At 73.9% G+C, this 22,692-nt stretch carries 18 protein-coding genes and 2 pseudogenes; 3 read left to right on the top strand and 17 right to left on the bottom strand.

Annotated elements, in window-relative coordinates; genetic code table 11:
• Positions 1-50: 50 nt before the first annotated feature.
• The 17 genes and pseudogenes from DNK56_RS36160 to DNK56_RS21020 form a co-directional block, all read right to left on the bottom strand.
• Positions 51-213 (bottom strand): annotated as a pseudogene (locus DNK56_RS36160) (site-specific integrase); the annotation flags it as partial.
• 188 nt (positions 214-401) lie between these two features.
• Positions 402-1,778, bottom strand: a complete 1,377-nt coding sequence (locus DNK56_RS21090) for an IS1380 family transposase (RefSeq protein ID WP_111329981.1) — start codon at positions 1,776-1,778, stop codon at positions 402-404.
• A gap of 159 nt (positions 1,779-1,937) precedes the next feature.
• Positions 1,938-2,311 (bottom strand): annotated as a pseudogene (locus DNK56_RS36600) (replication initiator).
• A 214-nt stretch (positions 2,312-2,525) separates the two neighbouring features.
• Entirely contained in the window at positions 2,526-3,827 is a 1,302-nt protein-coding gene (locus DNK56_RS36815) for a zinc ribbon domain-containing protein (RefSeq protein WP_111337061.1), read from the bottom strand.
• Positions 3,824-4,384, bottom strand: a complete 561-nt coding sequence (locus tag DNK56_RS21075; RefSeq protein ID WP_111337059.1) for a phage tail protein — start codon at positions 4,382-4,384, stop codon at positions 3,824-3,826. Before DNK56_RS21075 ends, DNK56_RS36815 begins: the two co-directional genes overlap by 4 nt.
• The gene (locus tag DNK56_RS21070; RefSeq protein WP_111337057.1) at positions 4,381-6,342 is read right to left on the bottom strand and encodes a putative baseplate assembly protein; all 1,962 of its coding nucleotides are present in this window, start codon (positions 6,340-6,342) and stop codon (positions 4,381-4,383) included. Before DNK56_RS21070 ends, DNK56_RS21075 begins: the two co-directional genes overlap by 4 nt.
• On the bottom strand, positions 6,342-6,746 hold the full coding sequence (locus tag DNK56_RS21065) for a GPW/gp25 family protein (protein WP_111337054.1): 405 nt from the start codon (positions 6,744-6,746) through the stop codon (positions 6,342-6,344). Before DNK56_RS21065 ends, DNK56_RS21070 begins: the two co-directional genes overlap by 1 nt.
• Positions 6,743-7,051: a PAAR domain-containing protein gene (locus DNK56_RS21060; RefSeq protein WP_111337051.1), complete on the bottom strand. Its 309-nt coding sequence runs from the start codon at positions 7,049-7,051 to the stop codon at positions 6,743-6,745. Before DNK56_RS21060 ends, DNK56_RS21065 begins: the two co-directional genes overlap by 4 nt.
• Positions 7,052-7,122: 71 nt before the next feature.
• Positions 7,123-8,895, bottom strand: coding sequence for a VgrG-related protein (locus tag DNK56_RS21055; RefSeq protein WP_111337049.1), 1,773 nt, complete (start codon positions 8,893-8,895; stop codon positions 7,123-7,125).
• The gene (locus DNK56_RS21050) at positions 8,892-9,581 is read right to left on the bottom strand and encodes a CIS tube protein (RefSeq protein WP_443064331.1); all 690 of its coding nucleotides are present in this window, start codon (positions 9,579-9,581) and stop codon (positions 8,892-8,894) included. The genes DNK56_RS21055 and DNK56_RS21050 overlap by 4 nt, the downstream gene beginning before the upstream one ends.
• A 112-nt stretch (positions 9,582-9,693) precedes the next feature.
• Positions 9,694-10,119, bottom strand: coding sequence for a phage tail protein (locus DNK56_RS21045; RefSeq protein WP_111337046.1), 426 nt, complete (start codon positions 10,117-10,119; stop codon positions 9,694-9,696).
• Positions 10,120-10,136: 17 nt separating this feature from the next.
• Entirely contained in the window at positions 10,137-13,115 is a 2,979-nt protein-coding gene (locus tag DNK56_RS21040) for a hypothetical protein (protein WP_111337045.1), read from the bottom strand.
• Positions 13,116-13,119: 4 nt separating this feature from the next.
• A complete protein-coding gene (locus DNK56_RS35495; protein WP_018553076.1) occupies positions 13,120-13,278 on the bottom strand; it encodes a DUF6760 family protein in 159 nt (52 codons plus the stop codon).
• On the bottom strand, positions 13,275-13,775 hold the full coding sequence (locus DNK56_RS21035; RefSeq protein WP_111337043.1) for a hypothetical protein: 501 nt from the start codon (positions 13,773-13,775) through the stop codon (positions 13,275-13,277). Before DNK56_RS21035 ends, DNK56_RS35495 begins: the two co-directional genes overlap by 4 nt.
• Positions 13,772-14,212, bottom strand: coding sequence for a phage tail protein (locus tag DNK56_RS21030; protein ID WP_111337042.1), 441 nt, complete (start codon positions 14,210-14,212; stop codon positions 13,772-13,774). The genes DNK56_RS21035 and DNK56_RS21030 overlap by 4 nt, the downstream gene beginning before the upstream one ends.
• Positions 14,213-14,277: 65 nt before the next feature.
• Positions 14,278-15,795, bottom strand: coding sequence for a phage tail sheath family protein (locus DNK56_RS21025; protein ID WP_111337040.1), 1,518 nt, complete (start codon positions 15,793-15,795; stop codon positions 14,278-14,280).
• A gap of 479 nt (positions 15,796-16,274) precedes the next feature.
• Positions 16,275-17,603 (bottom strand): COG1470 family protein, encoded by a 1,329-nt coding sequence (locus tag DNK56_RS21020; RefSeq protein ID WP_111337038.1) that lies wholly within the window; start codon positions 17,601-17,603, stop codon positions 16,275-16,277.
• A 224-nt stretch (positions 17,604-17,827) separates the two neighbouring features.
• Here DNK56_RS21020 and DNK56_RS21015 point away from each other — a divergent pair, with 224 nt between their 5' ends.
• The 3 genes from DNK56_RS21015 (at position 17,828) to DNK56_RS21005 (ending at position 22,655) form a co-directional block, all read left to right on the top strand.
• A complete protein-coding gene (locus DNK56_RS21015; protein ID WP_111339437.1) occupies positions 17,828-18,550 on the top strand; it encodes a helix-turn-helix transcriptional regulator in 723 nt (240 codons plus the stop codon).
• A 188-nt stretch (positions 18,551-18,738) separates the two neighbouring features.
• On the top strand, positions 18,739-21,930 hold the full coding sequence (locus tag DNK56_RS21010) for a DUF11 domain-containing protein (protein WP_111337037.1): 3,192 nt from the start codon (positions 18,739-18,741) through the stop codon (positions 21,928-21,930).
• On the top strand, positions 21,927-22,655 hold the full coding sequence (locus tag DNK56_RS21005; RefSeq protein WP_111337035.1) for a DUF4255 domain-containing protein: 729 nt from the start codon (positions 21,927-21,929) through the stop codon (positions 22,653-22,655). The genes DNK56_RS21010 and DNK56_RS21005 overlap by 4 nt, the downstream gene beginning before the upstream one ends.
• Positions 22,656-22,692 lie beyond the last annotated feature (37 nt).

Here is a 22,692-nt window from a genome sequence, read left to right as displayed (position 1 = left end):
GCCGTAGCTGTCGTCGTGCGCCCGCCGGGGATTACGGGACAGCCCTTAGGTTCTCCAGCGCAGGCCGAGGATTTCGCCTTTGCGGAGCCCGGTGTACAGGGCAAGTTCGAACAACGTCTGCAACCGGTGACCGCTGGTGGCGGTCAGGAAGTTGCGCGCTTCGTCAGCGGTGAGGGGTTCGAAGCGGCGGGGGCGGAGTGCGCCGGTGCGGAGCAGGTCGTAGACGGCGGAGCGACCTAGCCTCGATCTTTCGTGACGGTCCGTCGGTTCCTCCGGCGGGCCGTTTCGGCTGTTCGGGCGGGTGGCGGGCAGGCTGATGGCCCGGCTGTCGCGTCGGGTGGGCGCCGGGTTCCACGGCTCCGGTCGGGGTGGTGCTGCTCGCAGGGGCGGGGACGTGCTGGTCAGCCGGGGTTCGGGAGAGCTTCGAGTCGGGCGATGGCGTCGGTGATCAGGTCGGTCCAGGGCCAGTGGCCTGCGAATCTCAGGTGTCGGCGGCGGGCGGTGGTGACGAGCTGAGCGGCGGCGGAAAACAGTCGGAGCCTCAGCCGCCGGGGCTCCCACCTGCGGGTTTGCCCGGTGAGGGCGAGCATGGGCATCCAGGCCAGCAGGTCGAGGGCGATTTGGACGATCTCCAGCCAGATCTGGTTCTGTGCGGCGTCGTGGAGTGGCAGGTTGCGCAGGCCGGTGGCGCGGGCGTTTCGGATGCGGTCCTCGGCTCTCGCGCGTTGGCGGTGCCGGAGTTCGAGTGCGGCGATCGGAACGCCGGTGGTGTTGGTCGCGAACGCCGTGAGCCGCAGTCCGTCGGCATCGGTGAGGCGCAACTGGGCGCCGGGGTGCGGGCGTTCCTTGCGGACGATCAGCCGCATCCCCTGCGGCCAGCCCTTGAGGACGTCACCGTCGAGTTCGGCGACCCAGGCGCCGTCACGGATCTCACCTTCCGGTTCGACGGCCACTGTCCAGGCGGCGGGCGGGATCTTGAGGACGGCCTGGTGGATGGCGTCGGTGATGGTCATGCCGACCGAGTACGACAGCCACCTGCCCCGCTGGGCGAGCCAGGCGACGAACTCGTGGGTGCCACCGCCGGAGTCGGTACGAATGAGCGTCTGGCGTCCGCGCCGGTACTTGTTCGGCAGTTGGGCCAGGGCGAGTCGGGCCGTGGTGATGTGGTCGGCGGCGGTGTTGCTGCCCGCGTTCCCGGGCCGCAGCAGCGCGGCCACCGGCTCGCCGGTGCCGCCGCTTCCGTGGTCGACGAAGCCCACCAGCGGGTGATGTCCGAAGGTCTTCTTCCAGGTCGCGGCCGCGTCCTGCTTGTCGGAGTGGGCCAGTACCAGCACCCCGTCCAGGTCGACGATCACCTGCCCGGAGGCGTCCGGCGACGAGGATCCCGCCAACTTCCATATTCGTTCGCGTACTTCGGCCCGCGCGGACCGGATCGCGTTCAGAGCCTTCGGGCCGGACTCGGCCAGGGTGTCGACGAGGCGGGAGACGGTCGGGTCGGAGGCCACCGGGCCGAACACGGCCGGCTCGGCCCGCAGCATCCCGGCATCGGCCAGGCAGTCGCCGCCCAGCGCGACCGCGAGGGCCACGTCCAGCAGGATCTTGCCCGGGTCGTGCACCGCCCGAGCCTTCCGCCACGGCGCCAGCGCCGCGGATATCGCGGTGTCCAGCCCGGCCTTGCGGACCGTCTCGACCAGCAGCACGCCCCCGGCCTGGGAGACCACCGCCCGGCCGCCGCCCTCGATGCGGATACGCGGGTACGACCCGATACGCTTCTTCACCTGAGAAGTGCTTCTTTCCACGGCACGATCTGGACCTTCGACAAGTCCCATCGTTGCAGGTCAGGAGCACTTCTCACGTTTTCGATCACGCTTCGGACAGCCCACCTCATGAAAGCCCGAGGCTAGAGTGCCGGAGGCGTCGGCAGACTTGGTGGCGCACTACGCCACGTACGCGGCGACTGCCTGGTCGGTCAGTTCGGCGTCGGTGCCGTAGGCGGCGATCTCGCGTACATCGAACTGTTGGCCCCAGACGAGTTCGCGCTCCCCGACCGCGTCTGAGACGACTGAGTGACAGGCGCGGGGTGCGGCAGCCCGGATGGCTTCGGTGAGCACGCCGACGGTGGCGTAGGAGGCTGGGTGCTGCCGTCGGGGCCGTCGAGCAGGATCACGGCGTGGAAGTTGCCCCGGCCGCGCTTCTGATGCTCGGCAACCTTGGCGAAGGACACCCGCAGAACTGTGCGAGCGGCCTTGCGGGTGAAACGGAGCCGGGCGGCGAGTTGGCGGTGCAGGTAGGTGGTGAAGCGGTCCCACAAGGCCCCGGCGTGGGCGTTGACGAGGACCGCGCCCCGCCTAGTCGTACGTCGCCGGGTTCAGCGGCGTACCGAGCACGGAGTCCGTGGTTCGTGGAGGGTTCCGCGGCGGCAGGGCTGGGTGTCGGGGCGGTTGCGATGGGCCCGAAGGAGGGGCGTGAGGGTGACGAAGACGTGGGGTGTGGACGGTGTCGGGGACGGTCTTGGGGGCGGGGTCTCACGTTCGTTTGTAGTACTCGATTTCGCCCAGGGCTATCGGGTGGCCGTCTTGTTGGCCTGTGGCCTCGCGTATCACGAAGGTGATGGATATGACGTTGCTGATGCCCATGCGCAGGGTTTGTTCGCCTGGTTTGTCGGCCAGGGGCATCTTCTTTTCGTGGGTCTTTCCGTCCTTCGTCTTGATGAGCAGGTTCGCGCTCGTCGGGCGGGCTCCCTTTCGGAAGTTCTCCGGCTTCTTCGAGATGCCCGTGTAGACCGTGACGCCGACCAGGCGGAACGGGTTCTCGAACTCCGCCGTCAGCGCGTCGCCGACCTTGGGCGCGCCCCAGTACGTGTTCGTCAGGGTGTCCACCGCCTCCTTCGCGGGGTGGCCCGCGGCCGACGCGCTCGCGGTGACGTGGGCGGGGCTCACCTCGCCCGTGCCGCCGAGCTTGTCGCGTACGTCCTCCACGACGTAGCGCCCGGCCGGGAACAGCAGGAAGCCCCCCACCAGGAGCCCCGCGACCACCAGCGCGATCAGGGTGCCCCGCAGCAGCCGGCCCGAGCCCGCCCGCACCCTGCGGTTGAACGGCCAGCGGGTCCGCCACCACGGCAACGCGGCCGCCTGCGCCCGTGGCTTGAGCGGCTCGGCGCAGTTCCGGCAGAACGTGCGGCCCGGCCGGTTCTTCGTCCCGCACGACGGGCAGGGCTCACCGTCCGCCTCCTCCTCGGCCGCCACCGTACGCACGGTGGGGCGCGCGGCGACCGGTACGCCGGGGCGCACGGCCCCGATCGGCTCCTCCTCCGGCTCCGGGCGCGCCGGCTCCCGGCGCGGCGGTTCCGGCCGCGCCGGCCGTACCGGGGCGGGCGCGGGGCGCGGCGGCTCCGGGGGCGGCGCTGGGGTCGGGGTCGGCGCGGGGCTCTGCGGCGGCGCGGGGCGTGCCTCCGGCCGCGGTGCCGGGGAGGGCTCCGGCGCAGGCGCCGGTGTCGGGGCCGGGCGCGGTGCCGGGGTTCGCGGCGTACGCCGCTCGGGGCGGGGGCTCGGCTCCGGCCGCCGCTCCGGCCTGGCTTCCGGCTCCGGCTCCGGTTCCGGTACCGACGGTTCCGGGGCCGGGGCCGCCGGTTCCGGGGCCCTACGCCGCTCCCCCTCCGGTACGGCGGGCGCCGGCGGTTCCGGTGCCGGTTCCGGGTCCGGGGTTCGGGTCGTCCGCGGTCCCCCGCCTCCCGGTCGGGACGACCAGCCCAGATACGTACCGCAGCTTCCGCAGAAGTCCTCGTCCTCCGCGTTCGCGGCGCCGCAGGCCGGGCACGGGCGGGTCATGTCGGGCTCCCTGGGGTGTCGTGGGGCGGCAGGATCTCCACCCGGCAGGTGAGGTGCGCCGGGCACGAGGCGCGGACCACCGTCAGCACGCGGGACTCGTCCACCGGGTGCGCGGGGCGCAGGCGTACCAGGAGTTCCCCGGTCGGGGCGGGCGGCAGCGGGGAGTCCGGTTCCGGCGACCAGGTCACGCCGCCGCCGTCCACGATCTCCGCCTCCCCGCCGAAGCAGAGGCGCAGCAGGTCCGCCAGGCCCTGGCGGGTGCCCCGGCGGCGGTGGAGTTCGACGGCTCGGGCGACCGCGGCGCGGCGCTGCTCGACGGGCCAGGCCGGGTCGATGCCGGCCCCGACCCAGGAGGACAGCCAGGGCAGGAAGTCCTCCGGGGTCAGCTCCGGGTCGAAGTAGGCGGGGAGGTTGTCCAGGGTGGACAGGACCGGGGCGAGGACGGTGTCCAGGCCCGCCGTGAAGCGCTGCGCGAAGTCGTCGTCCGCGTACATCGCGGGCAGTTGCGCACCGATCGGGTAGCGGCTGGGGAGTCCGGGGACGGCGGCCCTGGTCATGGGCGCTCACCGGGCCCGGTGGCGGTGACAGCGATCTGGTGCTGGTGGGAGAAGACGAGCGCGTTGGCGGCGACGTCGATCCGGTCGACCGCCCCGCCGCGCCTGCCGGTGAGCGGGTCGGCGGGGAAGAGGCGGACCTCCTCGACCAGGCGGACGCCGGGCACGGCCTGGAGGACGGCGAAGACCTCGCCGTACTGCACGGGTCTGCCGAACGCCCAGCCGGTGCCGTCGGCGCCGCCCCGCAGCGGGTCGATGTGGGCGAAGAGGGCGTCGAGCGCGGCGGCCCGCACCCGGTCCGTCTCGCCCTCGTCGGCGACGAGTCCGGCGACAACGGTGACGCCCTGGTAGGCGGGGGGTTCGACGACCAGGCGGGTGCCGACGAGCCGCCGTTCGTCGAGCCGGGCGGCCACGGCCGCGAGGACCGGGTCGGGCGGGACGAGCTGTTCGAAGCGGAGCCGGCCGCCGTCGTCGGGGACGGCGTCGGGGACGACGAGGACGCGGACCGCGCCGCCTTCGCCGGGGGCGGCGGGCAGGCAGCGGACCCGGCGCAGCGAGGGCGCGGCCTCGCGGGCGATGGCCTCGTAGTCCTGGGCGGTGACGGCCCGTTCCTGGACGCGGAGGATCTGCGGGGCGCGGAGCTTGGCGTTCTCGACGGTCTCGCCGTCCACGCCGCCGCGCGCGGCCTCGCGGTTGGTGACGCCGGCGACGTACGGGACGGAGCTGCGCAGGACGCGGATCGCGCCGCGCGCCACGTTGCCGGCGGCGCCGCCGCCCGTGCGGTAGCGGGCGAGGCGGATGTGGGCGCCCTTGGCGGGCACCGCCCCGTACGCCCGCATGGTGCCGTCCTGTTCGCGGACCTCCGGCGGGAAGGCGAACCGGCCGGCGACGGGGTCCACGCGCACGTGCCGGTCGCCGGGGCCGGAGGCGCCGAAGTGCTCGACGGGCGTCCAGGTCTGCCAGCCGTCGTCCGAGGACACCTCGACGAGCGGGGGTTCGCCGTCGAGCAGGACGGGGGTGCGGGGGGCGGCGAAGGTCTGGCCCGCGACGCCTTCGGAGGTGCCGAGGGGCACGTCGTGGACGGTCTCCGCGTGTTCGACGCCGATCGTGCCGCCGACGGTGAACACCTCGGCCTCGCGGATCGTCGGGGACTCGGAGTAGAAGGGCTGGCCGGGTTCTGCCTCGGTGACGCGGCAGCGCAGCCAGCCGGCGCGGGTGCCGGCGGCGACGGACATGGTGTGTCCGGCGGGCACGAACACGGTGATCTCGCCGGGCTTGTTGAGCCCGCCGGTGGAGTCGGTGCCGGTCGCGCAGGTCACCCAGCGGGCGCCGTCCCACGCCTCCCAGGCGAGCGGCGGCTGCCGGGGGTCGACGCCGACGCCCTCCACCCGGCTGTCCAGGCGTACGGCGACGATGCAGCGGGGCACGGCGGTGGGCAGCCCGAACAGCAGGGCGTCGCCGGGCTGCGGGCGGGTCTGGAAGCAGGGGATGTCGCGGCCCTCGCCGAGCGGCCCGGTGCGGTCGGTCTGCTCGCCGCCGGCCGGGACGGTGACGAGGCGGACCAGGGAGCTGGGCACGATGGCCAGGTCCTCGTCGGTGGAGAAGACGACCGCCTCCTCGGTCTCGCCGCGCGCGGTCGCCACCTCCGTACCGGCGGGCAGGCGCACGGTGTCCGGCTGTGGCGCGGACAGCCAGAAGTCGACGTCGGCGCGGGCGGCGGCGGGCGGGTAGAGCTGGATGCCGAGGAGGTCGAGGAAGGCGTGGTAGTTGCGGTCGGGCACCCGGTTGAGCCGGTACAGCAGTTGGTCGACCATGTACGCGAATGTCTCGATCAGCGTGACTCCGGGGTCGGAGACGTTGTGGTCGGTCCACTCGGGGGTGCGCTGCTGGACGTACCGCTTGGCCTCGTCCACGAGCTGCTGGAAGCGGCGGTCGTCCAGGTTGGGCGGGGGAAGGGACATCAGCGGGCTCCCGCTTCCGGGATGGTGTAGAAGGGGAAGACGAGGTTGCGCAGGTCGTTGGTGGACCGCACGGTGTAGTGCACGTCGATGTAGAGGGTGCCCTCCTCGACGGTGTCGAACGCGACGACGACGTCCCGGACTTCGATGCGCGGCTCCCAGCGCTCCAGCGAGATCCGCACCTCGTGCGCGATGCGTCCGGCGGTCGCGCCGTCGCCGGGCGCGAAGACGTACTCGTGGATGCCGCAGCCGAATTCGGGCCGCATGGGCCGTTCGCCGGGCGCGGTGCCGAGGATCAGGCCGATGGCCTCCTCGATCTCCTGCTCGCGTTCGACCATGCCGATGCCGCCGGTGGCGCCGACGCGCATCGGGAAGCCCCAGCCCCGGCCGATGAATCCCTCGCTCATACCGGGCCTCCGATGAGGACGTTCGGCGCGCCCATGATGATCTTCGCGCCGCAGCTGGTGGTGTCGCCCATGCGGGCGGCGGGCAGCCCGCCGATGAGGACGGTGCCGGCGGCCGGGTTCGGCATGATGACGTTGCCCGGTCCGAGCAGGGCGTGCGGCGGCACCACGCACACGTGCAGGCTGCCGGTGACGGCGGCCGGCTTGCCGCCGATGAGGACGGTGGCCACGGCCACCGCGCCCGGCGGCGGGGTGCCGATGACGCCCCCGTGGACGGTGGGGTCGCCCGTTCGGGCTGCCTGGGGCATGACGGTTGCTCTCCTCGGTGATGCGGTTCGGGGCGTCGGTGGGCGTCAGTGGGTGGCGTCAGTTGACGGCGTCAATTGATGCGGACGAGTGCGGCCTTGAGGACGGCGAGCAGTCCGCCGTCGACGGTGACGCCGGTCTTGCCGTTGACGTTCACCTGCCGGCCCTTGATCCGGACGTCGCCGGTGCCCGCGTCGAGCGTGATGCCGGAGCGGTCGAGCGACAGGGAGCTGAGGACGCGGGAGGTGCCGCGCGCGTACACCTTGAGCGCGATCTCGCCGCGCCGCTCGTCCAGCGTGATCTCCAGCTGCTCGTCGCCGGTGGCGAGCCGCACCCCGGACGGGCCGCGCGGGGTGTCGAGCAGTTCGATCCGGTTGCCGGAACGGGACACCAGGGAGCGGCGGTTGACCTTGCCGCTGGTCGGGTCCACCAGCGGTACGTCGTGCGGGGACGGCTTGTCGACGCCGTTGTACAGGCCGCCGAGCACGTACGGGCTGTCGAGCATGCCCTGCTCGAAGCCGACCAGGACCTCGTCGTTGACCTCGGGGCTGAACACCCCGCCGCCGCCCTGGCCGCCCCACTGCACGGTGCGGACCCAGTCGGTGACGTACGTGTCGTCCAGCCAGGGGAACTTGAGCCGCACCGAGCCGCGTTCGCCGCCGCCCCGCCCCTCGCGGATGTCGGTGACGACGCCGATGGCGAGGCCGGGCATGCGTGGCCCCGGCACGGGCGCCGGTCCGGCGCCGGTGAGCCCGGCCAGCGAGCGGTCCGGGTCGGTGCTGACCAGGAGCGTCGTACGGTAGCCGCCCTGCGGGTCCAGGGTGTGGTGGGCGGCGGTCGCGGTGTAGCGCCCGGCGAACGCGGGGCCCACGTTGCCGAGCGCGACCGGCTCCCCGGCGCGCAGGCGCGGGTTGCCCTCGGCGACGGCCTCGATCTCGCCGAAGCCGGAGGAGACCCGCGCGGCGACCGCCCCGGCGACCGCGCGCGCCTCGGCCTGCGTCCGGTACGGGGTGTCCGCGACGGTCATCCGGGCCTTCGGGCCGAAGGCCCCGGCCGCGGCGGCCGGGCTGGCGCCGGGCACCACGGTGGTGGACCGGATCGACTGCTCGCGGGCGACGAGACGGGTCTTCGTCTCCACGTCCCAGCCGCGCACCTCGACGCTGTCCGCCCCGTCCGCGCCGGTCAGCACGGCCCGCAGCGCCAGCAGGTTGCGCCCGTACTCCAGCACCATCGGGTGCTTGGACGCGGAGGTGGACGGGGCGGGCGCCGAGGCGGCGGGCTTCGGCTTCACGAACTGGAGCACGCCGTTCTCGTCGACGCGCACATGCGCCCCGCACTCCCCCGCCAGGTACTGGAGGAAGTCCCAGTCGGAGATGTTCGGCTGGGTGAGCTGCTTGTACATGACGGGCGCCGCCTCGACCTTCCCGCACGGCAGCCCGGCGCCGGCGGCGACCTTGCGGACGATGTCGGCGGCCTTCATGTTGCGGAACGCGACCACCTTCCGGCCGCGCCGCAGCCGGTGCGCCTTGGAGTAGGCGCGGACGACGGTGAACGATCCGGTGGTGTCGCTGTCGAGTTCCAGCGCGGTCACCTCGCCCGTGAACAGCCGCTCGCGCGCCCGTTCCTGGACGGTGACCACGGATATCTTCAGCGGCGTCCCGATGGTGATCCCGGTGGCGGTGAGCAGCGTGTGGTACGGGTCGCGGTACGTGAGTACGGCGCTGTCGGGGAGTCCGACGTTCTCGTCGACCGCGCAGCTGACCAGCTGGGCGGCCCAGGCCGCGGGCAGCTCGGCGGGGGCCTCCACGATCGGGTCGGCGGCGAAGGAGCGGGCGGGGCCGGTCACCGGGCCGCCTCCCGTACGCCCGCTTCCGCCGCGTCGTCCTCCAGGGCGGGCACGAGGAGTTCGCTGCCGGGGGCGAGCTGCATCGGGTCGTCGATGTCGTTGGCCTCGGCGATCGTGCGCCAGGCCGTGGCGTCCCCGTACTCCCGCCAGGCCAGCAGCGGCAGGCTGTCCCCGGCGACGACCGTGTGCGTACGGCGGGCCTCCCGCGAGCCGGACGTCGGGTTCTGCCCGGCCGGGTCGACGCTCGCCTCCTCGATGGACAGCGAGCAGGTGGCGCGCAGCGGCTTCCCGTCCACGTCGAACAGCGTGTACGAGACGGAGAGGCCGGCCAGCACGCCGTCGAACGACGTGGTCGTGGACGTGCCCCAGTCGAACCGCACCCAGGGGCTCGACGGCTTCTTCCGGCCCAGGCTGGTCGGCGTCGGCACGCAGGCCGTCATCAGCTGCTCGACCGCCTTCTCCACGGAGTTGTCGTGGGTGGCGGTGGCGTCCAGGAACACGTCGAGGGAGAGCGAGCGCGGCCCGCTGCCCACGAATTCGGGCAGCGCGGACTCGCCCGCCGTACGGGACGGGGTGCGGCGCCACTCGGTGGTCTTGCTCAGGGAGAGCGAGGCCGGGTTGAACTGGAGCGTGAGCCGGGCGAGCGTGCCGCCGGGCTTGGCGCCGACGTCCGACGGCGGCTCCATGATGGTCAGTTGGGCGCGGGCACGGCTCGTGCGGGCAGCGGCGGCCACGGTGTCCCTCCTTCCGGGGCGTGGTGGGCGTACGGGGCGCGTACGTACGGGGCGCTGCGGGGCATCAGGACGGCACCAGGCCCTCGTGCGCGATCTCCAGCGTCTCGATCGCGGCCTGCGAGCTGGCCGGGTCGAACGACGGGCCCTGCCAGCGGACCGGCACGATGCCCTGGATCTGCCAGCTGATGATCCGCGTCAGGTCGGGGCGCAGGGCGACGATCTCGCCGTCCTTGCGCTCGACCCGCTGCGTCGTCTCGTTCAGCCAGCGCGCGATCTTGAGCGTGTCGGCGGTGACCGGGCGGGTGAGCGTGATGTTCGTCCACGTGATCCGGCCCGGCAGCTGCCAGGCGAAGCCGTTGTTGCCGCCCTCGGCGTACTGCTCCACCTCCACCTCGGCCCCCAGGCCGGAACAGGTGTGGAACGCGCCGAGGTCGTTTCCGCCGATGGCGAGCGTGAAGAACACGCTCGTCGCGAAGATGTTGTCCGTCATCTGCTTGCTTTCCCTTGTCAGCGGCGGCCGTCGTACGGGCGTCCGGTACGTTCCCTGCCCCGCCGCAGGTCCGCCCGGAGCAGCCGGGCGACGGGGTCGATGAGCCGGCGGGCCAGGTCCTCGACGTCCACGTCCGGGGGCGCGGGGCGCTCGGCCGCGTCCCGCTCAGGCGCGGGGGCGGCCCCCGGCGCGGGCTGCCGCTGCACCACGGTGACCGGCACCCCCGCGACAAGCCGCTGCACGGGCACCGCGCCGGGCGCCCGGCCCGTCGCCGGTCGCGCGGACAGCTTCTGCGGTTTCTGCGGTACGCGGGGTTCGTGCGGCGCGACCAGGTTCTCCGGGGGCGGCGGCTCCTGCCCGAAGTGCGGCGTGGGACGCGCGGGAAGGGGCGCGTGGGGTGCGGGCGGGGCAGCGGGGTGGACGGCGACGCGTTGCAGGGGGGCGGGGTGGGCGACGGGGGCCGCCTGGGGGTGATGTGGCTGTGGTGACTGTTGGGGTTGCTGTGATTGCTGGGGTTGCTGTGGCTGCTGAGCCTGCTGGCGCGGCCAGGTCGCCGGGACGACGGGCCGGGTGGGCGCGGCGGACGGACGTGCGGTGAACCCCTCGGCGGCGCCGGTACGCACGGCGAGTGTGCGCCGGGTGAGCAGCGCGCGGGCCCGCTGCACGGGGGCGGGGGTCGGCGCGGTGCCGGCGGAGGGCGTGCGGACGCTGCGGATGCGGACGGGGGCGATGGCGGTGCGCTGTACGGCGGGGGGCTGCGGGGCGGGCGTGCTGCGCAGGGGCATGGCCGGGGGCGTCGGCGCGGGGCCGCTCGGAGTGCCGGCGGTGGGCGGAAGGGCGGACATGGGCGCGCCGAGCCCGCCTCGGGTACGCGCCTGCGCGCCGGGGCCGGCGGGGGGCGCGGAGTCGGGTGCGGCGCCCGGTGCCGGGTGCGGGGCGGGGGCGTCGAGCACCTGCCGCTGCACGACGGGCAGGGGACCGGCGAACGGGGCCGCTGCGGACGGCATGGCCCGCATCGGCTTGCCCAACGCGGGCCGGGTGGAGGGCCGCTGGGGCGCCGGGGGTGCGTCGGGGCTCGCGGGCGCGGGTGCGTCGGCCTGCCGCTGTACGACGGGCAGCGCGGGGCCGCCCTCGGTGGCGGGCTGGGGCGCGGGTGCGGGTGCGGGTGCGCCCAAGGGGCGCGCGGTGGCGGGCAGTTCGCCGAGCGGCGCCCCCAGGGCGGGCCGGACCGGCGGCGCGTCGGATGTACGCCGCTGAACGGCGGGAGCGGGAGGGGCGGGTGCGGCGCTGGGCGCGTCGGCCACACCCGGCGCGGGGCGCGCGGGGCCGCTGCTGGGGCGCGCGGGCGTGCTCGCCTGGCGCTGCACCACCGACGGGATCGGGCTCGTTGGCGCGAGGCCGTTGCTGGACCGCTCCGGCGCGGGGCGCGCGGGCGTGCTCGCCTGGCGCTGCACCACCGGCGGGATCGGGCTCGTTGGCGCGGGGCTGTTGCCGGCCCGCTCCGGCGCGGGGTGCGCGGGCGCGTCTGCGTGGCGCTGCACCACGGGCAGGACCGGGCTCGTCGGGGCGGGGCTGTTGCTGGACCGCTCCGGCGCGGGGCGCGCGGGCGCGTTCACCTCGCGCTGCACCACCGGCGGGACCGGGCTCGTGGACGCGGGGCCACTGCCGGGCCGTTCCGGCACGGTGGACGCGTCGTCGGTCTGGCGTTGCACCACCGGCAGCGCCGGACCCGCGCCGGCGGGCGTCTCCGGTGCGGTGGGCTCGGGACGCACCACAGGTACGTCGGACGCCCCAGCGGTGACCGGACGAGGCTCCGGGCCTGCGCCCAGCACGGGGGCCATGGGTGCTTCGGTCCGCCGCTGCACGACGGGCCCCGCAGGCGCGTCCCGGACGACCGGCTCGGGACGCACCGCAGGCGCCTCCGCCTTCCGCTGAACCACCGGCAGGACCGGCTCCGAAGCCTCCCCCGGTGCGGCCAACTGCCGCTGCACCACCGGCTCCGCGCCGGACGGCGCCTCACCCAGCACAGGACGCACCGGAGCAGCGTCCGCCGGGCGCTGGACAGCCGGCCCCTCGGCGGACCGTTCCGGCACGGAAGGCACGGAAGGCGCGGACGCCCGCACGTGCCGTTGCACCACCGGCGGGACCGGCTCCGGGGCCGCCCCCGACACCGGCGCCACCGGCCCGTCCGCCCGGCGCTGCACCACCGGCAGCTCCCGCTCCGCCGCAGGGGCCGGCTCGCCCCCGGCCGCGGGGGCCGAAACGGGCGGCCCGGAAGGCAGTTCGGTCACCGGCTCGCCCAGCGCGGGGCGTACCACCGGCGCCTCCGCCGACCGCTGCACCACCGGGGCCGACCCCGACCCCGGCGCAGGCGCCGGAACCGCGCTCGCCGCGATCGCGGGCACCGTGCGCGGGGCCGTCATCGGGCGACGGGCGACGATCAACGGGGGCGCCGTGCGCCGGGCCCGTACCGGGGCATCGCTCGTCCGGGGAGTCCCCGCCGTCGTCCCGGCGGCCCGCGCCGAGCCGGACACCACCCGGACCGCGCGCCTGGGCGCGTCCGCGCCCCGACCGGTCCGGGGCGCCGGGCTCGTACCCGTAACGCCGTCCGCAGGCGCGGGCTCCGCCGCCGGTACCGTGCGGAGCACCAACGGGGTGCCTTCCGGGGCCGTGCGTGGCGTGCCCGGGGTGTGGGTCACGCCGTGGATGCGGCCCACCGGGGCCGTCGGCAGGACGGCGTGGCCCAGTTCGCCGTCGCTGTAGGCCACGTTCTGCCACGAGGCCAGGCGGGAGCGGAAGCGGAGGCCGTCGCTGACGCCGATCGAGGAGCGGGCGACCGTGACCACCGGGGGCGCGACGCGGCGCCAGCCGCCGTCCCAGTCCGCGCCGGGGCGCGGGGAGGGCGGCGCGGTCGCGGGCTCGGGCGCGACCGGTTCGGGCACCGGCGTACGCTCCGCGCGGGCGGTGCTCCGCCGGAACCAACCCTTCAACTCCACGCCCTCACCCGCTCTCGTTGACGCGGGTGTTGATCCGCGCTATCTCCCTCACCCATTCCTGCCGCTCACCGTGGGTGAGGTCGAGGATCTCCTCACGCTGCCAGTGGAAGTGGTAGGCGATGTACGCGAGCTCCTCCCGCAGCCGGGAAGGCGCGTACGTCACGATTCCCCCAGGCGCTCACCCGACAGGTCCACCTCGAACGTGCCCTGGCACAGCGGGCAGGTGACGGCCGCGTGGGTGTGGCCCTCGCTGTTGATGCGGCGGTAGAAGTCCTGGAGGAACGCCACGTCGGTGGCGTACATCCGCTCCACCACCCCGGCGTGCACATCGGTGATCGTGCCGAGCCGGGTGATGACCTGGCTGAGGAGCACGACGCTGAGGTAGGCCGGGTTCTCCTTGACCCGCAGGTCGATCTGCGGGCGCAGTTCGTCGCGGGCGGTGGCCAGCCGCATGGTGCCGGTCCGGTGGACCCGGCCCTCGTCGTCCACGTAGCCGCGCGGCAGCTCGAAGTCGAACTCGTCGGGCCGGCGGACGGGCGGGGCGGCCGGGGTGGGCGCGGGGGCCGCCGCCGGGGCGGCCTCGCGCTGCGCGGGCGCGGCGGCGGCCAGGGAGTCCAGGACCTCTTCGAGGCCGCCGCCGGAAACGGTCCTGCGCCTCATTCGACGACGATCTCCTCGAAGGTGATGGTGACCGTCTCGGTGGCCGCGCTGGACTCGCCGGCCTTGAGGGAGGGGCCCTCCCAGCGGCTGGCCCAGCCCTGCATCAGCTGGATGCGGCGGACGGTCTCGCCCTTGGAGTCCTTGATCTCGATGGTGAGGTTCTGCCGAGCGGTGTCGACGGCGCCGTTGTTCAGCGTCTCCTTGATCCACTTGGTGAACTCGCTGCTCTTGTCGAGCCCTCGGGTGATCGTCACCTCGCCGGCCTGGCGCGCGCCGGGCTGCTTGCGGATGATCTGCTTGCCGGTGGAGGTCACCTGCCGGACCTCGACCACCTCTTCCTCGACCGTCAGCCCGCTGATCTCCTGGATGGACTCCACGAGGTAGCCGCCGAGCTGCACGCCGAAGACGTGGGTGGAAAGAGCATCGCCCTCTGCCATGACTGTGTGTCACCTGTTCCGTTCGTTGTCTGTTGCCTGCCGGGTCACCCCTGGGAAGGGGTGGGTCACTCGTCCACGAGGCTGGTGCTGTCCGAGAACTGCGAGAGGCGGAAGACGACGAACTCGGCGGGCTTCACCGGGGCGACGCCGATCTCGCACACGACCTGGCCGAGGTCGATGGACTCCTGCGGGTTGTTGTCCCGGTCGCACTTGACGTAGAACGCCTCCTCCGCCGTACGGCCGAAGAGCGCGCCCCGGCGCCACTCCTCGGAGAGGAACGCGGTGACGTTGCGCCGGATGCTCGACCAGAGGCGGTCGTCGTTGGGCTCGAAGACGACCCACTGGGTGCCCAGGAGGATGGACTCCTCCAGGTAGTTGAAGAGCCGGCGGACGTTGAGGTAGCGCCAGGCCGGGTCGGAGGAGAGGGTGCGGGCGCCCCAGATCCGGATGCCCCGGCCGGGGAAGGCGCGCACGCAGTTGACGCCGATCGGGTTGAGGAGGTCCTGCTCGCCCCGGCTGAGCCGGAGTTCGAGGTCCAGGGCGCCCCGGATGACCTCGTTGGCGGGCGCCTTGTGGACTCCGCGCTCGCCGTCGCTGCGCGCCCAGACACCGGCGACGTGGCCGCTGGGCGGCATCAGGGTCTGCCGGCCGGACGCCGGGTCGAGGACCTTGAGCCAGGGGTAGTAGACCGTGGCGTAGCGGGAGTCGTAGCCGGCGTCGTCGTTGCGCCAGGTGCGTACACGCTGGGCGTTCATGCCGGGCGGGGTGTCCAGGACGGCGACCCGGTCGCCCATCTGCTCGCAGTGCGCGATGACGGCGAGCTGCACGGCGCGGACGCCCTCGTCGTCCAGGTCGCCGCGCTGGTGGGCGCTCATCAGGTCGGGGACGGCCACCATGGTGATCTCGTCGATCGCCTCCAGGGCCGCGATGCCCGTGCGCTCCGCCGCGTCGCCGACGAACTCGACGGCGCCGGTGCGGCCGGTGGCGGTGCCCGGGGTGGCGGGGGCGAGGGTGAGGCTCTGCTTCTCGGGGCGGCTCTGGGCGGCGCCGGGCTGCTCGGTGACCTCGATGAGCTTGGACTGGCGGGCCTGGGTGACCAGGTAGCCCTTGACGTTCTTGCGTACGGAGGTGTCGAAGGTCTCCGCGACCTTGCCGCCCTGCCTCACCAGCAGCCGGAACCGGTCCTCCGGCGGGTTCTCGCCCTCGGCGTCGGCGACCTCGATGGAGATGCCGTCGCCGGCGCCGGGCCGGGCGGAGACCAGGAAGCCGCCGATGGCCACGGAGGGCGCCGGGGCGATCTCCTGCGGGGCGCCCTCGGCGGGGCCGCCGACGCGCACGATGTACGCGGCGCCGCCGCCGTTGCTGAAGAACCCGTGGACGGCGAGCGTGAGGTACGTGTCCGGGGTGAAGGTGCCGAAGGTCGAAACGTACTGGTCCCAGCTGGTCACCAGCGTCGGCCGGTGGAACGGGCCGGTCTCGGCGAAGCCGACGAAGGCGGCGACCGCGGTGCCGACTCCCTCGATGGGCCGTGCTCCGGACTGCACCTCCTCCACGTAAACACCTGGGGTGAGGTACGACGGCATGCTCGCTCCTTCGGCTGGTCAGTCGTTCGCCCGCCCAGTCTTCCCAGCGGGTGCGCGCGGGCAGTAGGCCCCAAAGTCCTGGCCGGGGGGCAGGGCCGCTGCCTTTCCGGGCCTGTGGGGCCGGTCACACGCCGACACCGCCGCAAGGGATGAATTTCAGCCAGAAATTATCGGCCGAAGCAGCGAGATCGGCCGGATTTCCACCGTGGTCCGGAGCAACCGGAGGAAGCCGAATCCGCTCCGGCCTGCGCACACCGGAGTGGTCCAGTCCATTCAATGCGACCGGAAATGACCGGGAATCGCCCCGGGAACGGCTTCATTCACCGGCTGCCCGTACTCCGCGCATTTACGCGTCCAGCACTTGCGCGTGTGTCCTGATGTGGGAAGGGACACATCCGGATGAACGCCCGATGGATCATCAGCGCAGGTAGCACCGGCTGCCGTTCCCATCACCGGAACAGAAGTACGAGCGCCCGGCGCTATCGTTCATCCCGCGAGACATCGGTCAGCACACCGCTGACATTGACTACTTGGTGGCACCGGGAAGCCTGCCTGCCGGTGGCCGGAGTCCCGGGCTTGGCACAGGTCACAAAAGCGGTGACCGCCGCGTTCTCCGGAATCTGAATGGGGGTGACCCAGTGATAGTCCTGGTTCCTGAACGTCTCCAGCGCGATCGTGGTGATCTTCCGCTCGCCGAAGGAGATGGTCAGCAGCCCCTCGTCGCCCTGGAAATTGGCCACGACGATGTCCGTGACACCGAAAGTCTTGCCTTGCGGGACCACATAGGTGCGGGTTTCCTTGCCCCCCGGACGCGTCTGCACGTCGATCGTCGCGGAGCTCTGCTGCTCGCCGGCTCCGCCGGTGGACCCGGTCGCGCCCGAGCCGCCCGTGCCGCCGCCTCCGCCGGTCCCGTCCGCGCCCGCCGTGCTCCCCTGCCCCTGCCCCTTCGGCCGGCCCTGGCCGCCCCCGGTGGCACCGCCGGACGCGGCTCCGCCCTCCTGCCGGGCCTGCCGGTTCTCCTCCTGCGCGGCCTTGGCGCCCGCCTCCTCGGCGGTGGACCGGATGGCCGGCCGCACCAGCGCGAACCAGGCGAGCAGCAGCGCCAGGATCGCCGCGAGCAGGATCAGCAGCCAGCGCGGCAGCAGCGGGAGCTGGGCGAACTCGCCCTGCAGGGTCTCGGCCCGCGCCCGGTCGGCCCGCGCGTCCTCGACGGGCGCGCCACCCTCGGCCTCCGGCTCCCCGACGACGACCTCGAACGGCCAGTCCGCCGGGGCGCCGAACCAGATCAGCTTGCGGGCCCGGACCTTGAGCCCCGACTCCGCCGACTCGCCGGGCTCCAGGCGCCGCCGCTCCGGCGTGAACGCGAGCCGCAGCTCCTCGCCCTGCTGCCGCCCGGCGAACGCGATGTCGACGGGAGCGTTCCCCCGGTTCTGCACCGCCGTACGGAAGCGGGCGCCCAGCCAGCCCCGGCGGCGGCCCGGTTCCAGGCTCGCGCGCAGCTCGTGGAACGGCTCGACGACCACCGTCATCTCGGGGACGGCCACCGCCTCGGGGTGCTCGGCGGGCAGCACCTTTATCCCCAGGGGCAGTTCGCCTGCCCGCACCTCGTGCGACCGGGGCGGCGCGAACCGCACCGTGACGGTCTCCGAGGTGCCCGGATAGAGCGAGACCCGTGCCGGTTCCACCGTGGTCCATGCCGCGCAGTCGCCGACCACGTCGAGGGAGTACGCCTCGACGATGTCGCCGTCGTTGCGCACGGTCAGCGTGGTCGTCGCTTCGGCGCCGGGCGACACCGTCACCGTGGGCATGTCGAGTTCGGCAGATGTGGTCACGATGCGACGCTAGGCCGCACCGCGCTCCCGGCAGCAGGGGCGCGAGGGCAATGTGCGGGCACGCGCGGTGCCCCGGCGGCACACCCGCGCCGGATGCCCGCACCGCATCCCCGGGCCCGGTCGCCCTGCGCACACCGGACGAACGCGTACGGCACCGGACGGAACGGACAGCGACGGAAGCGGCCCAGAAGGACGAGCACATGACGACCATCACGACAGACATGACGACGAAGGAGGCGGCGGGCCTGCGCGCCCTCTCGCCGCCCGAACTCCCCGCACCCGCCCCGCACGCCCCCGCACTCGGCCGGATCGCGGTCGCGGTGTACGCGGAGGACCTGATACTGCGGACCGGGGTGGTGCAGCAGCTGCGCCAGCGCCCGGAGATCGAGCTGGTACCGGACGAGGAGGCGGACCGCGCCCAGGTCTCCCTCGTCGTGGTGGACATGGTGAACGAACCGGCCGTGCAGCTCCTGCACCGCCTCCAGCGCAACACCGCGACCCGCACCGGCCTGGTCGTCGGCTACTTCGAGGCGGGCGCCCTGCAGACCCTGATCGAGTACGGGGTCGCGGCCGTGCTGCGGCGCGGCGAGGCCGACCAGGACCGCCTCGTGCATCTCGTGACGGCCGTCGCGAAGGGCGAGGGGGTCCTTCCCGGCGACCTCCTCGGCAAGCTCATCGACCACGTCAGCAGCCTGCACCGCTCGGTCCTGGACCCGAGGGGGCTCTCCCTGTCCACGCTCACGACGCGTGAGGCGGAGATGATCCGGCTGGTGTCGGAGGGCTACGGCACGGCGGAGATCGCCCAGAAGACCTCGTACTCCGAACGCACCGTCAAGAACGTGCTGCACGAGGTCGCGACCAGACTCAACCTGCGCAACCGGGCACACGCGGTGGGCTACGCGATGCGCCACGGCCTCATCTGACACACACACCGGACCGGGGCACCGGGGAGGCAGCCGTCGTTGCCCCCTCGGTGGCCGGGGCGGGGAGGCGCGGAGCCGCAAAGGGCAGCCGTTCTTCCCCGTCCCCGGTACCGCGGGCCCTGTTCCCTCGCCCCCTTGGGGGTGATGCTCGATGTGGAGATCCATCGACACAGACTGCGAGGTGGACCGTGGGCGGTCCTGCTGGCCCGGCGAGGAGTGCCCGGTGGCGGCGGCTCGGGGGTGCGCTGGTGCTGCTGACGCCGCTGCTCGTGGCGGGGTCCGTATCCGCACCGCAGGCCGCGCAGCCGGCCGCCGCCGCGTCGGACACGAAGGCTCCGGACACCGGACGGATCGTGTTCGCCGGGACCGGCCACCGCAGCCTGGGCAAGGCCACGCCGGAGAAGGTGACCGAGGACCTGTTCACCTCCGGGCCCGCCCACTACGACCAGGACCCGTACGGGCGCGGGGACGTACTCGTCTTCACCAGCCTGCGCGACGAACTGCGGCCGCAGGTGTACGTACGCGACGCGAAGGGCGACGTACGCAGGCTGACCTCCGGCATGGACGCCGCGCACCCCGAACTGTCGGTGGACGGGCAGACGGTGGTGTTCGACTCCGCCGACGACACCGGGCAGCGGGACCTGTGGTCGGTGAAGGTGACCGGCGGCGAGCCGCAGCGGTTGACGGACACGGCCGCGAACGAGACGTCCCCGACGCTCTCCCCGGACGGCAAGCGGATCGCGTACGCGAGCGACGGCGGCCCCGAGCCCGGTACCCAGGTCTACGCACGCGACCTGGCCGGCGGCCCGGTGACCTGCCTCAGCGACAGCACGCAGGGCGACGCGGACGAGCCCGAGTGGAACCCGCTGAACGACGCCGCCCACCGGTCCCGCGTCGTCTACACGCTGCACGTCGAGCCGACCTCCGACACGGACACCGGCCACCGGCTGCGGGTCTCGGACGAGGCGGGGAAGGGGCGTGAGGTCTTCGCCGGCCTCGGCGCCGACTGGGGCACCCGGTCGGCGGCCTGGCTGCCGGACGGCGAGGGGCTGTACTTCCTCAGCCCGAACACGGACTGCGGGTGCTCCGTCTACGACCACGTCTACCGGCTCACGTCCATCGGCGGCCCCGACCCGAAGATGGTCCTCGACGAGGACCGCGAGGTCGGGCCGCCGGCGGTGCTCGGGCCGGCCGGCGCCCCGGTCCCGGTCGTCACCCGCCGTACCACGAAGGACGCCGCGCTCGTCACCCTCCAGGACATGCGGCAGGACGGCTCCGACCCCCGCGACCTCCGGCTCGACGTGCTGCGCGAGGACCCGAAGGCCAAGGACAACACCAGCGACGACCCCGCCGACGACCCGCTGTTCCATCCGGGCGAGGGCTACGACCCCTGGACCGAGCGGCAGACGTACACCCCGGACGGACGGCAGATCGCCGTGACCCGGTTCGAGACGGACAACGGGCAGCGCATCCAGCGGATCTGGCTCACCGACACCGAGGGCGAGCACGCGAAGGCGCTGGACCTGGGGCGGGGCCCGAGCGACTGGGACACCGACCCCGCGTTCTCACCCGACGGCACCCGGCTGGTGTTCACGCGCTCCACACCAGGCGCGGACGGCGTCCGCACGAGCCGGGTACTGATCGCGGACGTCGACACCGGTCGGGCCACCGGCCGCGTCACCGGCCGGGTCGTCCCGCCCGCGGACCAGGTGCAGGGCTCCGACGCGCAGCCCGCCTGGTCCTCGGACGGCACCCTGATCGCCTTCACCCGCAACCAGGTGATCCGGGGCCTCGGCGGCATCAAGCACGTCTGGACGGCCCCGGTGGGCGACCTGGCCGACCAGCACGACCTCAGCGCCACCGCCTGCCCCGGCGAGTGCAAGGTCATCGACGACAGCCCCGCGTTCTCGCCGGACGGCGCCTCCATCGCCTTCAACCGCAAGGACCGCGCCGACCAGATCAACCAGCGGGCCAGTGTCGTCGTCACCTCGCCCAAGGGCGAGAACTGCCGGGTCGTGCTGCCGTCCGACCGGCGCGACGACCCCGCCGCGTGCGGCGCGAAGATCCCGGACGTCGAGACGACCGGCCCGTACCAGCCGCGTGACGTGGCCTGGTCGCCGGACGCCTCCCGGCTGGTCCTCAGCCACCGCCGGGGCAGGGCGCCGAACTCCCCCGAGCAGCTGTCCCAGCTCGACCTGGCGACCGGCACCCTGACCCCGCTCACCGCGGAGCTGCCCGGCCGCCAGAAGGAGCCGGCGTTCCAGTGGAAGGTGGACCTGACGGTCACCGCGCCGCCCACCCTCCCCGCCGTGGAGAGCGGCTCATCGGTGGACGTCACCGTCACCGTCACCAACCGGGGCCCGGCCCCCTCGCCCGGCACCACGTTCGTCGCCGACCTCCCGCCGGGCGTCCGCCTGGAGGAGCTGACCAGCACCCGGGGCACCTGCGACGCGGGGACGCCGACCTGCGACCTGGGGCTCCTCGAACCCGGCGCCCGGGTGGAGATCACCGCACGGCTCACCGGCGTCACGGACGGCCCCTGGCAGCTCGGCTGGTCCGTCACCGGCACCGTCCTCGACCCGAACCCCACCGACAACGCCACCGGCACGGACGTCCGGGTCCGCACCACACCCCGGCCGCCCGCGCCCACCCCCGGACCGGCCGACCCGCCCACGTTCCCGACACCCCGGCCGCCCGCCCCCCAGCCGCCCGCCGAACCGCCCGCGCCCGAACCCGAGGCCGGACCCGGCGTCGTCGTACGGGCGCAGCCGAGCCCCGGCTACGTCGGCGGACGCGTCGTGGTGACGTACACCGTGCGCAACGGGAAGAACGCCGTGGCGACCGGGTTGCGGCTGCGGCTCGGGCTGCCCGCCCGCATCCCCGTGGACACGCTCCCGGCCGGCTGCTCGGGCGGGGTGTGCGGGCTGGCCGACCTGGCGCCGGGCGCCTCGTCGGTGCTGCGGGTGGTGCTCGCCCCGGACCGCGCCCTGCGCACCACCATCACCGCGACCCTGACCACCAGCGGCACCGACGCGGACCGGGGCGACAACGTCTCGCGCATCCCGCTGCGCATCCTCCAGCCGCGCATCGTGTCCGTGCCCGAGGTCGGCAAGCCCGGCTTCGTGACCTCGGTGCGCGGCAAGGACTTCCCGCCCGGTGTGCCGGTGAAACTCACCTGGAAGCCCGGCATCACGGCCGCCGCCGCGCCCACCCGGCCGGCCGGTGACGGGACGTTCATCGCCCAGCTGCTGATCATGGTCAAGGACCGGACCGGGCCGCGCACCATCATCGCGTCCGGCCCCGGCTTCTCGCCGGTGGACACGGACTTCCTGGTGGTCACGGGCAACCTGGTGCCGCCGGACGAGATGGGGCGCCGGTGATCCACGAGGTCGACGAGGGGCTGCGGCTGCTGCTGGTCGACGCCGGACTCCAGGACAGCGGCGTCGAGCTGGTCTTCGACGCCCCGACAAAGGACTGGTCGGCGCGGCGCAACGCCCCCACGGTGAGCGTGTTCCTGTACGGCATCCGCGAGGACGCGGCGCGCCGCCGCAGCGGCACGGCCGAGGAGTACGACGGGGAGGGCGTCGTCACCGGCCGCCGCGCACCCGCCCGCTGGTTCGAGCTGACGTACCTGGTGACCGCCTGGACCAACCGCCCCCAGGACGAACACCGGCTGCTCTCCGAGGTGTTGCGCTGTCTGATCCGGACGAGCGCGCTTCCCGAGCGGATGCTCACGGGCAGCCTCGCCGAACTCGGCCTCACGGTCGAGATGGAGGCCGCGTCGGCCGGTTCGGGCGACCGCCCCTCCACGGTGGACGTGTGGTCGGCGCTGGGCGGCGAGCTGAAGGCCGCCATCGACCTGCGGGTCTGGGCGCCGCTCTCCGGCGAGCTGGAACCGGTCGGGCCGCCGGTCACGGAGGGCCTGGTGGTGCGCACGGCCGCCGCCGTGGACGGCGAGGCGACCGACCCGGGCCGCCGGCTGCGCTACGAGAACGGCGCGCCGGACCGGCGGGGCGAGGGTTTCGCGGCCGAACGCGAACGGCAGTTGCCGCCGGGCCGGCGCAGGCGCGGGGGCGGAAGCGGGAGCGGGAGCGGGTTGCGATGAGGACCGTACGCGGCGACCTGTACGGAGGCGGCACCCG

Origin of the sequence: Streptomyces sp. AC1-42W (assembly GCF_003248355.1) — a bacterium.
Classification (GTDB): domain Bacteria; phylum Actinomycetota; class Actinomycetes; order Streptomycetales; family Streptomycetaceae; genus Streptomyces.
This window is presented reverse-complemented; position numbering and strand designations above follow the sequence as displayed.